The organism is Bacteroides sp. ET225, assembly GCF_024733745.1.
Classification (GTDB): domain Bacteria; phylum Bacteroidota; class Bacteroidia; order Bacteroidales; family Bacteroidaceae; genus Phocaeicola; species Phocaeicola excrementipullorum.
In genome coordinates, this window is record NZ_JANRHN010000007.1 from 42,023 (window position 1) to 55,913 (window position 13,891).

Genomic DNA, 13,891 nt, shown 5'->3' on the forward strand with positions numbered 1-13,891 from the left:
AAATTTAAACACACGCTTATTTGCCGTCTGCATTATTTTTGTACATTTGTGGATGTAAACCAATCTTGTATGTGTATGATGAACGTACGTGTCTTATGTTTCCTGATATGTGTCTGCGGGCTGTTCTCGTGCAGCTCCATACAGACGTTCTCTTTCGAGCAGCTGTGTCCGGCGAAAGTCACCCTGCCTGTACAGGTGCAGACGGTTGCCGTGGTAAACAATATGCCTGTAATTCCCAAAGCGAAAAACAATCTGGCAACTTTGGGCACATTTGACGGCAGCGGAAAACTTTCTACCGAAGCCCTGGCCGATGTGCTTGCCGATGCCAAATATTTTGACCAGGTGATTATATGCGATTCGGCCTTGAATGACTTGCGGGCGGAGGGAAACGGCTACCGTCCCCTTACGCACGACGAAGTGAAGAAGCTGGCCGCTGATTTGGGCGTTGACGTAATCTTTTCGCTCGACAGGGTCTTTATTTCCAATGAAAAGAAGCTGGTTGAATATCCCGGGATGTTTGAATCCTGGCCCGTTGTCCGTACAAGGGTGACTTCTGTGTTGCATGTCTATTCTCCTGTCAGGGAGAAGCCTTTGTATGCGGTGGTTTCGGCAGACAGTGTCGAATGGAATCTGAATGATGTTCCGTCGGACATAAGGATGATCACTGAGATGGCCCGTTTTTCGGCTGCAGCGATGGGGCGGGAACTGGTGCCGTACTGGACTCCGGCCGAACGCATCTATTATGCGGGGGGATGCGTAGAGATGCGGGACGCTGCCATATCTGTGAACGAAGGCGACTGGCGGGGAGCGTACAGCTTGTGGAAGCAGCTGTACGACGGACGCAAGTCGGGAAATATGAAGGCACATGCTGCATTGAACCTGTCTTTGGCTGCAGAAATGGAGGGGAGGCTGGATGAGGCGAAAGATTGGCTTGACAAGGCAAAACCTTATATCAAAGACGGTTCGGAAGAAGATATGGTATGGAAGTTCAATTCCTTGCAATTGTCGAAGCGGGCAACGGATTTTCTGCATCTGCACTCCCAGATGAGCCGTTTTGAAAACAATTAATGCGAATAATTCTTGTGTAAGTCATTTTTTTTGTACATTTGAGGTATGAAAAAATTAAGGACTTATGGAACTGAGCGAACAATCATATTCTGCATTGGCTGCAGCTTTTCGTGAGGCAGTGTCCGGATATGCCGGGGGAGATGAAAACTCGGCCGTTACGGATATCCACGTGCAGCCTAATTCAGACAGCGGCGAACTGCTTGTTTTCAATGACGATGAGGAAGAACTGGCGCGGGCCATCATCGAGGAATGGGTGAATTATGAATCGGATGATTTTTACGACGTGGTGGAGCCGGTGCTGAAAAAAGTTCTGACAGCTTTGAAAGACGAAGGAGTGTTTGAGCATTTGTCGTTGTTGAAGCCCTATTCGTTTGTGCTTGTCGACGACGAGAAAGAAACGGTGTGCGAACTCCTGCTGCTTGATGATGACACTTTGCTGCTTGATGGGGAGTTGTTGAAAGGGCTTGACGAAGAGCTTGACGCATTTTTGAAAGATTTGCTTGAAAAATAACTTTTTATTGGCTTTGTCTTTATGGGGGAGCGCATCATATTCCGTCGGAATGAGAAACTTCAGTGCGTCAATCCGCACTGGAGGGGGAATCCGAATGTGAACGGGAAATTCTTCAACCGTCAGCACAGGTGGAGGCCGGGGGTAGGAAGTGTTCTGAAATGGCGGCTCTCTCCCAATCCCCAGCGCAAGGAGAAACGGACAGTCAAATGGAATCCGAAGGTGCATTACCTGCGCTCGTTGGACGCTGTTGTCGGAAATTCCCTGATCTGGCTGGGGCACAATTCGTTTTTTCTCCAGTTGGGAGGCAAACGCTTCATGATTGATCCGGTTTATGGAAGCATACCGTTCGTCAAGCGGCGGAGCCAGTTTCCTGCCAATCCTTCAATTTTCCGGAACATTGACTATCTTCTTATCAGCCACGACCATTTTGATCATCTCGACAAGCCGAGCGTGGAGCGTCTGGTCAAAGATAATCCGCAGATGAAGCTGTTTTGCGGTTTGAATACGGGCACGCTTATACAAGGCTGGTTCCCTGAGCTGCAGACCATTGAGGCCGGATGGTACGAGCAGTATGCCGACGGCGATTTGCGCCTGACTTTCCTTCCTGCCCAGCACTGGAGCAAGCGGGGTGTGAACGACGGCGGTATCCGTCTGTGGGGATCATTTATGATTCAGGCCGATGGCATTACCATATATAACAGCGGCGATACGGGATATGCGGCTCATTTCAGCGAACTTCCCGGGCTTTTCCCTCATATTGACTATTGCATGATAGGCATAGGCGCCTATAAGCCGCGCTGGTTTATGAAGCCCAACCACATTTCTCCTTACGATGCGCTGACAGCTTCGGAAGAAATGCATGCGCGCGTTACCATTCCGATGCACTATGGCACGTTCGATCTGTCTGATGAACCGCTGTTCGATCCTCCGCATGTGTTTGCGGATGAGGCGAAAAAGCGTGGTATAAACGTAATTATTCCGGAGTTGGGCGAAATAGTCAAGCTGCAGCGTCTGCGCTGAATGCTTATTGGCCCGAAAAACATCCTTGAAAACAATTCTCAAGCCGAGGCAGAGCAAAATTGAAACAGGCTCTGAATGATATTATCAGAAACACAGATTAACGCAGATTCAAAGCAGATAATTAGCGCAATCATCTGCGAAAATCCGCGTTAATCTGCGTTTCAGAACAGACAGATTTTGCATAAACTAATTCTTGACATCTACTTGTTGTCATTGGCCTGTTTGCAAGAATATCCGTGCTTTGCTTTCCTTTTTTCAGACTTCCGTTTGAGAGTCTGAGTAGGCTGGAAGAGCGGAACAGCCGGAACCTCTGTTAATATTCCTTATGATAAGATTTGAAATGTTTTTTTATCATTGACGAATTATTGAAAGCTAAATTCGCCTCCAGGCATATCTGAAAGCATGTTATGAACAATTTTTATATGTTTCTTGCATGATTTTTATTAAATTATGCGATGTTAGTTTAATATATTTGCAAGCGTTGGTATGAATATTTGTTGCCGTTTGCAAATGAATGTTCGGCCATGTGAGAGAATTATTATCCTTAATTTAAAACTGAGAAAAACAATGAAATCAGATTCATTAAGACAAAACCCTAAATGGGTGGCGTGGATGGCATGCACGGGTTTCATGGCTCTTTCTCCTTTTGCGGTTTCGGCGGCCGGCTCTGTTGCGGAGGTTCAGGCTGTCCAGCAGCAGCAGACTATTAAAGGTATAGTTGTTGATACGAATGGAGAGGGCATTATCGGTGCAAGTGTGGTTGTGGAAGGTACCACAATCGGAGTTATTACAGATTTCGACGGCAGGTTCTCCCTGCAGGTTCCCAAGGGCGGGAAAATCAAAATCTCTTTTATCGGTTATAAGGACCAGGTCATCACCCAATACAGTCCGGGAAAGGAACTGCATGTGGTGCTTGAAGACGATTCCCAGATGCTGGGCGAAGTAGAGGTTGTGGCTTACGGCGCGCAGAAAAAGGTGACGATTACGGGTGCCATTTCTTCCATGAAGGGTGACGATTTGCTGAAGACTCCTGCCGGTTCACTTTCGAATGTGCTTTCAGGTCAGGTGACAGGTATTTCTTCGGTCCAGTATTCCGGTGAGCCGGGTGCCGATGATGCGGACTTGTATGTGCGCGGTATCGCTACATGGAACAATGCGGCTCCGTTGATCCAGGTGGACGGTGTGGAACGTGAGTTCTCGCAGATCGACCCGAACGAAGTGGAGAGCATCACCGTGCTGAAGGATGCTTCGGCTACCGCCGTGTTTGGTGTGCGCGGTGCGAACGGTGTTATCCTTATCACCACCAAACGCGGTAAGGAAGGAAAGGCGAAGATTTCGTTCTCCACTTCTGCCGGAGTCAACTTGCGGACCCGCCAGTTGGATTTCGCGAACTCTTACCAGTATGCTTCCTATTACAATGACATGATGGTGAATGACGGCGGTGTGCCTACGTTTACAGAGGAACAGCTCATCAAGTTCCGCGACCATACCGACCCCATCCTGTATCCGGACATCAACTGGATAGACTACTGTATGAACAAGGCGTCTTTCCAGTCGCAGCACAACGTGAACATCTCCGGAGGTACCGACCGTATGCGTTACTTCGTTTCTGCCGGTATGTTTACCCAGGACGGTATGTTCAAGCAGCTTGCCGCAACGGATGACTTCAACTTCAACTACAAGCGTTACAACTACCGTGCGAACCTCGACTTTGACGTTTCGAAGTCCACGCTGGTTTCAGTCAACATCGGCGGACGTATCGAGTCGAAGCGTACGCCGGAATCGGTGGGAAGCCAGGACGAATTGTTCCGCCAGCTGTATTGGGCCGTTCCGTTTGCCGGAGCCGGCATCGTGGACGGAAAGCATGTCCTTTCCAATCCGGACTATCTGCCTTTCACCGGTGCGGACGGTCTGAACGTTTACTACGGCAAGGGTGCGCGAATGCTGACAACGAACGTGCTGAATGTCGACCTGATGCTGGACCAGAAACTCGACTTCATCACCAAGGGGCTTTCGCTTAAGATTAAAGGTTCGTATAACTCGAGCTACTGGACAGAGAAGAAGTCAAGCTCTTCAAAGGCATACTATTATCCTGTACTCAATGAAGACGGTTCGATCGGTTACCGTAAGGAAGGTACCGATTCTCAGCTTTCATATGGCATGAACAGCACCGGAAAAGCCCGCGACTGGTATATGGAAGCTTCATTGAACTACAACCGTCAGTTCGGCGATCATAGCGTAGGAGCTTTGCTGCTCTACAACCAGTCGAAGCGTTACTATCCGGGCGGAACTTACGATGATATTCCTTCGGCGTATGTAGGTTTTGTGGGCCGTGTCACATACGACTACAAGACCCGCTACATGGCAGAGTTCAATGCCGGCTACAACGGTTCCGAAAACTTCGCCCCGGGCAAGCGTTACGGATTCTTCCCTGCCGGTTCTATCGGATGGGTGCTCAGTGAAGAGAATTTTTTCAAGCCGATCAAGAAATATGTGAACTACGTGAAGCTGCGTGCATCAGTCGGTATGGTAGGTAATGACAACAACGGAAACAACCGTTTCCTCTATCTGCCGGACGCATACGTGCTGGGCGGCGACGGATATAATTTCGGTATGGCGGGAAGCAACCAGCCGGGCGCGTATGAATCGACAAAATCGAATCCGGACGTGACGTGGGAAAAAGCTGTGAAGCAGAATTATGGTGTAGACTTGTTTGTTTTCAATGAAAAATTAGGTATTAGTTTTGATTATTTTAAGGAGAAACGTCGCGATATTCTCAGCCAGCCGACTTACATGCCGGGCATTTTGGGTATGACCCTGCCTATCATGAACGTCGGAAAGACAGAAAACCACGGTTATGAAATCCAGTTGAAATGGAACGACAAGATAGGTGACGAGTTCCGTTACTGGGCGAACTTCAATCTCTCGTTCGCGCGCAACAAAATCGTTTACATGAACGAGGTGAAGCAGAACGAGGAATGGATGTATGAAACCGGGCGTACCATCGGCTCGCGTTCCATCTATAAGTTCTGGGGCTTCTATGACGAAACGGCTGATGCGAGATACCGGTCTGAATTCGGTATTCCTATCGCCGACCATGGTCTGACGCTGAAACCGGGTGATGCCGTGTTTGTCGACCTGAATAAAGACGGTGTGATCGACGGTGACGATGCCAGCCGCGACCTCAGCTTTACCGATACGCCGGAATATACCGCCGGTCTGAATATCGGCTTCAGCTGGAAGGGATGGGACGTGACCGCGCAGTTTACCGGCGCATGGAACGTAGACCGTCTGCTTTCGGAATTCAGACAGCCTTTGGGCGATACGCAGAACAAGGGACTTCTGCTCTATCAGTACGAGAACACTTGGCGTTCTTCTGAAGATACTTATACGGCGAAATTCCCGCGTATATCTGCAACTGCTCAGGCAAATAACTACCGTCAGTGCGACCTGTATCTGTGCAATGCCAGCTACCTCCGTCTGAAGAGTCTTGAAGTGGGCTACAATTTCGACATGCCTTTCATGAAGAAAATCGGAATGAACCAGTTCCGCCTTTATGCAAGCGCATACAATCTGTTTACAATCAGCAGTTTCATGTGGGGTGACCCGGAATCGCGTCAGAGCGACCGTCCGAACTATCCGCTGACTCGCGTGATTAATATTGGTTTAAAAGTTGGATTCTAAAATCTTAATCTATGAAACATATAGGAAAATGGTTGATGATGGCATCCCTCGGCTCCGTAGTGGCTACGTCGTGTGTGGATGAAATCAAGTTCGGCGACAGCTTTTTGGAAAAGGCGCCGAGTGTGGCCGTTACGCAGGATTCTATCTTCGGCAAGGCGGAATATGCCCGCCGCTTCCTGTGGGACACTTATTCGAAACTGTATTACGGAATACCGACATACTGGAACGATGTGGACGGAAAGATGAACCAGGGCATGTTTGAAGCCTTGTCCGACTGTTTCCACAGCCATAACTCGTGGGACGGGCTGAACCGTCACTACTATTCCGGAACCTATACGGCTGTAACGGAAGACAATACGTCGGAAACCCGTTTCGGATTTACGAAAGAGGAAACCTGGCAGGCAATCCGTTCAGCGTGGATATTCATTGAGAATGTAGACCGTGTGCCCGATATGGAGGCTGACGAGAAGGAACGGCTGAAAGCGGAAGCCAAAGTGATTATAGCCGCACGCTATTTCGACATGTTCCGTCATTTTGGCGGACTGCCTATTGTGGAAGGTTCGTTTGAAGCCGAAAACGATTATCAGGTGCCGCGCGGTACGGTGGACGAAACCGTGAAGTTCATGACCCGGCTCTGCGATGAGGCGGCTGGGGTGCTTCCGTGGGATTTGACCGCCGACGGCGAATCGAACTGGCAGGGGCGTATGACTCAGGCGAGTGCAATGGGCTTGAAATGCAAGATCCTGCTCTTTGCGGCAAGTCCGCTGTTCAATGATTCGCAGCCGTATTGTACGGCAGAACCGCAGGAAGCTGTCACCAATCACATGGTTTGGTATGGCGGCTACAAGCCGGAACTGTGGACGGAATGTCTGGATGCCTGTGAGGATTTCTTTGAAACATTGGCTTCAAAAGGACATTACGAACTGATGAAGTCTGCAAAGACTGACTGCCAGAGCTACCGTGAAGCTTTCCGCCATGCATACCTGACTTCACAGGACAATATGGAGTTGCTGATCACCACACGCTACATCGGCAAGTTCAATAGCTGGGATGCCTGGAAATATTATTGGGTTGACGGCAACGGACCTGTCATCAACGGATGTAATACGCCGACGCTGGAGTATATGGAAATGTTCCCGATGAGTGACGGTACTCCGTTCGATTTCTACAAGGCGGTGAATGAAAACACAATGTTCTTCAAGGATAACGACAACAACCAGCCCACGCGCGACCCGCGTCTGTATGAAACCATTCTGGTGAACGGCGCTACGTACAGCGGCCGTCAGGTAGAGCTTTGGGACGGCGGACGCGAGAATGCCAACAGCACACATACCGAAACAGGCATGTACGCTACGGGATTCGGGCTTTACAAATTCTATCTGGAAGGAGCGAACAGTCTTGCCAACACTTATCCGCAATGGCCTTACCTGCGTCTGGCTGAAATGTATCTGATTTATGCCGAAGCGTTGCTGAAAGCCGACAGGACAGACGATGCCATCGCTCAGGTGAATATAATCCGCGACCGTGTCGGCCTGAAAGGATTGAGAGAGAGCGGTGTAGACGTAAGTTCTTCTGACAAGGTGCTCGAAGCTATTCTGAACGAGCGTGCCTGCGAACTCGGACTGGAAGACGTGCGTTTCTTTGATATGATCCGCTACAAGCGTGCCGATTTGTTCCAGCGTCCGCTGCACGGTCTGCTGATACAGCGTGCCGATGGCGGAACAGGCTCATGGTCGGACAAGCCGGAAGCTTCAAGAGGTCCGAAACCTACCCAGTTTACTTACACATCTTTCCAGCTCTCCAACTCAGGACGTTCTTGGTGGAACGGATTCGATCCGAAATGGTATCTTGCCGCTTTCCCGGTAAGCGAAGTGAACAAGGGTTATGGTCTGGTTCAGAATCCGGGCTGGTAATGCTTATTCTTTAAATTTTAAAACAGAAAACGATGAAGAAAAAAATATTGACTTTGACTATGCTTGCGTGTATGGGTATGCACGCGATGGCTCAGGAAAAGGTTGACGTGACCGGGGTGGTGTTCGACCGGTCGGGAAATCCTGTGTCGGGAGCTGCCGTGACTGTAGTCGGAGAGCCTGAATCGATGGTTTCTACAGATGCTACCGGCAAGTTCGTCATTCCTGCAATAAAGGATGCGAAACTTCAGATTCTTACTCCGTACGATGCGGTGAAGACCGTGGATGTGGAGGTCGGAAAGAGCATGACGATTGTCATGGATCTGGCTTCGGAGAAGGTGAACTACGGCTTCGGACTGAACCAGACATACGGTGAGTCCACCGGTTCTGCTTCGGTGGTTTACAGCGACAAGATTGACAACCGCTCTTCCTATACATTGGGCAATTCGATGTACGGCAATGTGGCAGGTCTGACGAACATGCAGACTACCGGAGTGATGTGGGAGCAGATTCCCTCGATGTTCATCCGCGGACAGAAGTCGCTGAACGGAAACAACGGAATCCTTGTAGTGGTTGACGGACTGGAGCGTGACAACGCCTACAATGTGCTGCGCTACCTGTCGCCCGAAGAAGTTGAATCGGTTACGGTGCTGCGTGATGCCGCTGCCATCGCCCTCTATGGCTACAAGGGTATCAACGGTGTGCTCAACATTGTGACCAAGCGAGGCAAATACAAATCCCGCGACATCACTTTCTCTTATGATCATGGATTCACTTATCAGAACCGTATCCCGGAAATGGCCGATGCCTATACCTATGCGATGGCCATGAACGAGGCACGGGCAAACGACGGGCTTTCTGCACGCTATACGCAGAACGAACTGGATGCCTTCAAGAGCGGACAATATCCTTACTACTATCCGAATGTCAACTGGTGGGACGAGGTTTACCGTGACAGGGGCAAGTCGGACATCGCTACGCTGACTTTCCGCGGCGGTTCTTCCAAGCTGCGCTACTTCACGATGCTTAACCTGCAGAACGGACGCGGTTTCTATGCCAACACCAATTCTCCTGAAGGATTTTCTACACAGGAAAAGTATTCGAAAGCCAACTTGAGAAGCAACCTGGACATTGACGTTACTTCGACTACCAAACTGCAGGTGAACATCATGGGAACCTTGAACGAGTTCAGCCGTCCGGGATTGGGCAGCGACGACTTGATAGGCAAACTGTATACCACTCCTTCCGCCGCTTTCCCTATCCGCACGGAAGACGGACTGTGGGGAGGTAACGCCACCTGGAGCGGTACTTCCAACCCGGTAGCGCTGGTGCAGGGACGGGGCTATTCGAAAGGCCATACACTCGGCTTGTGGGCAGACATGACCTTGCGTCAGGATTTGTCGGCCATTACCGAAGGGCTGGGCGCGTCTTTCCGCATGGGCTATGACAAGGTGGCTTCTTATTGGGAAGACCATACGATGTCATACCGTTATGGAAGCACGTCGGTGACGGGATGGACTGACGGCAAACCGAGTTCGTTCAATGAGTTTACGGGCGGTGAAGATACGGAAATGGCAGGCGGAAGCAAGCTGGACTGGCAGTACCGTTCGTTCAACTTCATGGCGAATGTGGACTGGCAGCGTCAGTTCGGCGACCACAAGGTCTATACGACATTGATGTATACCTATAAGTATGACAACAACGTAAACATCAATTCTACACTGTATCACTGCAACTGGTCGTGGTATACCCATTACGGATTCAAGAACCGCTATTTCCTTGATTTCGCTTTGGTAGCTTCGGCTTCCAACCTGCTTGAAACCGGCAACCAGTGGCATGTGTCGCCTACCGTAGGTCTGGCATGGAACATCACGAATGAAAGTTTCATGAAAGACGTTTCGTGGATCAACTTCCTGAAACTGCGCGGTTCGTTCGGCATCATCAATACGGACAACATTCCGTACAACGGCTACTGGTATACACAGATGGTGGGCGGCAGCGGCTATCCCATTCAGGATAACTTCAGCAACAGCGGAAGCCCTTATACGGAAGGGCAGCTTCCTTCGTTGGGCGGAACCACTGAAAAGGGATATAAGTATAATATCGGTGTGGACGCCACGCTGTTCGGCGGTCTGACGCTGATGGTGGACGGGTTCTATGAAAGACGGCAGGACATCTGGGTTACTACGGGCGGCAAATATTCGTCGGTGCTGGGAGCTACTCCCGCTTACGAGAATGCCGGAATCGTGGATACGAAAGGCGTTGAAATCGGCCTTGACTATATGAAGAAGTTCGGCGACTTCCGACTGAATCTCGGCGGTACGTTCAGCTTCACGAAGAACATCATCAAGGAACAGCTGGAAGAAACCAAGGCATACGATTACCTGTACAGCACAGGCAAGCCGGTGGGACAGATCTTCGGCTATCAGGCTATCGGTTATTTCGTTGACCAGGCTGATATCGACTACAGTCCCGAACAGCGTTTCGGTGAAGTGAAGCCTGGTGACATCAAATACAAGGACCAGAACAACGACGGTTTCATTGACGAGTTCGACCAGGTGGCTTTGGGCTACAATTCGAGCGTGCCCGAAATCTATTACGGCTTCAATGTCGGACTGGAATGGAAGGGCATCGGTGTCAATGCGTTCTTCCAGGGACTGGGACACTATACTTCGTGGACAACGTTGAGCGGACTTTACCGTCCGCTGACTGACGGAAACGCCATTTCGAACTATTACTATGCCAACCGCTGGACTCCGGAGAATCCGACAGCACGCTACCCGCGTCTGACTACACAGACTGTGCAGAACAACACGCAGAGCAGTTCTGTATGGCTTGAAAACGGTTCGTTCCTGAAATTGCGCAATATGGAAATCTATTACAAGCTTCCGTATTCGCTCATCAGCAAATGGCATCTGAACACGGCGAAGGTGTATGTGAGAGGTGTCGACCTGTTCTGCTGGGACCATATCAATGAAATCGATCCCGCGTCATTGGGCAACGGAATACCTACCACGCGCTCCATCAATGTGGGTCTGTCTGTAGGATTCTGATTATTAAAAGGTAAAAGAAAAGACTATGAAACAGAAAAGAATATTATTCGGGTTGGCTTGTATGTCGCTGATGGTTTCGTGTGCCGACTTGGACTATCACGAATATACGACATACGACAAGAACTATGTGTTTACCGACTTCGACCGTACGGCAGGTGTTGTGACCGACATCTACAGCTTTCTGGATTCGGATATTCCCACCGACGGTTCTCTCTGTTCCGCCTGCGATGAGTCGGAATATGCGTGGAGCTGGTCGTCCGTGTTCGGATATACCGACGGACGCTGGAGTCCGTCGAACCCTTACAGCCGCTGGGACTTTGCAGGCATCCGCAGGGCAAACTTCTTTTTGACGGAATATGTGAACGCGGACTTCTCGGAACTGAAGTATGACAAGGATTACGAGGCAGAGATGAAACGCTTCAACCGCTATCCGTATGAAGTGCGTTTCCTGCGCGCCTATTTCTATTTCAATCTGGCGCGTGCCTACGGTGATGTGCCTTTGATTACCAAAGTGCTTACGGAAGACGAGGCGAATCAGGTGACCCGCACTCCGGTGGCCGAAGTGTTTGATTTCATTGTGAAAGAATGCGATGCGATACTTGAGGCAGACCAGCTTCCTGTGAGATATTCGGATCTGGTGGGAGATGCTGCCAACGGTTCGAGCACCGACGGAGGCCGTGTAACCAAGCAGGCTGTTATGGCTCTGAAAGCGCGCACGCTGCTTTATTGGGCAAGCCCGCTCTTTAACAAGGAAAACAATTCGGACTTGTGGAGGCAGGCGGCTCAGGCCAACAAGGATGTCATCGATTTCTGCACAGCCAACGGAATCTCTTTGGGCAAGTATTCAGAAATCTGGGGAACCAACAATTGGCAGGCTGGCGAGATGATTTTTGTTCGCCGCGTGGGGGATATGAACTGGCCGGAAACAACCAATTTCCCTGTGGGTATGGAGAACGGAAATTCCGGAAACTGTCCGACGCAGACGCTGATTGACGCATACGAGATGCAGGCTACGGGACTTGCGTGGGATGAGCCGGGAAGCGGCTATGACCAGACAGACCCGTATGCGGGCCGTGATCCCCGTCTGGCAATGACAATTGCCGTGAACGGTGACAAATGGCCGGATACGAATCCGAATCCGCTGGAAACTTATCAGGGCGGACGCAACGGGCTTCCTCTGGCTGGAGCTACTCCCACGGGATATTATCTGAAGAAGTATCTGGACAAAACCATTGACATCAGTACATCCACGGGAAGCGGTTCTACGCGCCACAACTGGGTGACATACCGTTTGGGCGAGTTCTACTTGAACTATGCGGAAGCTGTGTTTAATTACCTGGGTTCTGCCGATGCGACAGATGGGACATTTACCATGTCGGCAGTAGATGCTGTCAATGTAGTGCGCAGCCGTTCGGATGTAAATATGCCGGGCTTCCCGACAGGCTTGAGCAACGACGAGTTTACCGAAAAGTACCGTCGCGAGCGTATGGTTGAACTGGCATTCGAGGGACACCGTTTCTGGGATGTACGCCGCTGGAAGGATGGAGCATCGCAGAGAAGCATCATTGAAATGCAGATTACGAAGAATGGCGACAGATATACATATAACCGTGTGCCGAAACCGCGCTACTGGGACGACAAGATGTATCTGTTCCCGATTCCGGACAGCGAAATCCGCAAAAACCCGAATCTGACCCAGAATCCGGGATGGTGATTTGAATTTGGTTTAAACATTATTTAAACGTATTGTAATATGAAACTGAAATATATGATTGCGGCTTTTGCATTGGCTTGTTTCGGAACAGGCTGTGACGATAAGCTGGAAACATTTGAAGTGCAGGGGTACACGGGTGCTCCTGCGCCCATCGAGACTTCGGCCATTACTTCGGAGGCTTTGCCGGGACAGATAAAGCTGAAGTGGACGAAACCGTCTGAAGACGCGTATGCGTATCTGAAAATATGGTACACAGACCCTTTGCTTGATGAAACGGTTTACAAGATTTCTTCATTGGAAACGGACAGTATGCTGATTGACGACACACGTGCCCGTTTCGGTGAATATGAATTCTTCTTCCAGACATTCAACGCGAACAATGAGGGAAGCGAAGTGACTTCGTTCAAGGCTGTGTCGGGTAAAGCTCCGATAGTGATTACAGAAAAAGCTCGTACGGAAGTGAAGCTGGACGCAAGCCAGTTGTATACAGATGCACCGGAACTGACAGAGGGACCGATTGAAAACTTAGTGAATGGAAATACGAACGATTTTTTTCATGGAAACTGGCATAATCCGGATCCGCTTCCTCACTATATTCAGGTAAACTTTAATGAAGAGCATCAGGTGTTTGCCGTTGAGTGGTGGAATCGTGCTTCTGGAGGTAGTGGAGAAGGATTTCCTACAGTCGTTGAACTGCAAATCAGCAATGATGGTAGTGAATGGGAAACGGTGACTACATTAAGCGGGTTCGAATCGACATGGGGCTCACATATAGTTAGCGATTATGTGGATGCTGGAAAACCGTTCACCCATCTTCGCTATTATGTAACTGCCGTTACGAATAATGCGGGTTATTTCCACATGGCTGAATTCAAGTTCTACGATGTTGAATTAGAAGTTTATGATCCTGAAACAGTTGAATTAGATTAAA

8 protein-coding genes are annotated in these 13,891 nt (G+C 49.8%); all 8 read left to right on the plus strand.

Annotated elements, in window-relative coordinates:
- Positions 1-75 precede the first annotated feature (75 nt).
- The 8 genes from NW212_RS05045 to NW212_RS05080 all read left to right on the plus strand — a co-directional run bounded on the left by NW212_RS05045 (position 76) and on the right by NW212_RS05080 (position 13,890).
- The gene (locus tag NW212_RS05045; protein WP_258337556.1) at positions 76-1,068 is read left to right on the plus strand and encodes a DUF6340 family protein; all 993 of its coding nucleotides are present in this window, start codon (positions 76-78) and stop codon (positions 1,066-1,068) included.
- A 64-nt stretch (positions 1,069-1,132) separates the two neighbouring features.
- Positions 1,133-1,579, plus strand: coding sequence for a hypothetical protein (locus NW212_RS05050; RefSeq protein ID WP_258337557.1), 447 nt, complete (start codon positions 1,133-1,135; stop codon positions 1,577-1,579).
- A 21-nt stretch (positions 1,580-1,600) separates the two neighbouring features.
- A complete protein-coding gene (locus tag NW212_RS05055) occupies positions 1,601-2,599 on the plus strand; it encodes an MBL fold metallo-hydrolase (protein WP_258337558.1) in 999 nt (332 codons plus the stop codon).
- A gap of 567 nt (positions 2,600-3,166) precedes the next feature.
- On the plus strand, positions 3,167-6,283 hold the full coding sequence (locus tag NW212_RS05060; protein ID WP_258337559.1) for a TonB-dependent receptor: 3,117 nt from the start codon (positions 3,167-3,169) through the stop codon (positions 6,281-6,283).
- A gap of 11 nt (positions 6,284-6,294) precedes the next feature.
- Positions 6,295-8,196: a RagB/SusD family nutrient uptake outer membrane protein gene (locus NW212_RS05065; RefSeq protein WP_258337560.1), complete on the plus strand. Its 1,902-nt coding sequence runs from the start codon at positions 6,295-6,297 to the stop codon at positions 8,194-8,196.
- A 32-nt stretch (positions 8,197-8,228) separates the two neighbouring features.
- Positions 8,229-11,246, plus strand: a complete 3,018-nt coding sequence (locus NW212_RS05070; protein WP_258337561.1) for a SusC/RagA family TonB-linked outer membrane protein — start codon at positions 8,229-8,231, stop codon at positions 11,244-11,246.
- A 25-nt stretch (positions 11,247-11,271) separates the two neighbouring features.
- Entirely contained in the window at positions 11,272-12,960 is a 1,689-nt protein-coding gene (locus tag NW212_RS05075; protein WP_258337562.1) for a RagB/SusD family nutrient uptake outer membrane protein, read from the plus strand.
- Positions 12,961-12,999: 39 nt separating this feature from the next.
- Positions 13,000-13,890 carry a discoidin domain-containing protein gene (locus NW212_RS05080; RefSeq protein WP_258337563.1) on the plus strand — a complete coding sequence of 297 codons (891 nt, stop codon included), beginning with the start codon at positions 13,000-13,002 and terminating at the stop codon, positions 13,888-13,890.
- Position 13,891: the final 1 nt, after the last annotated feature.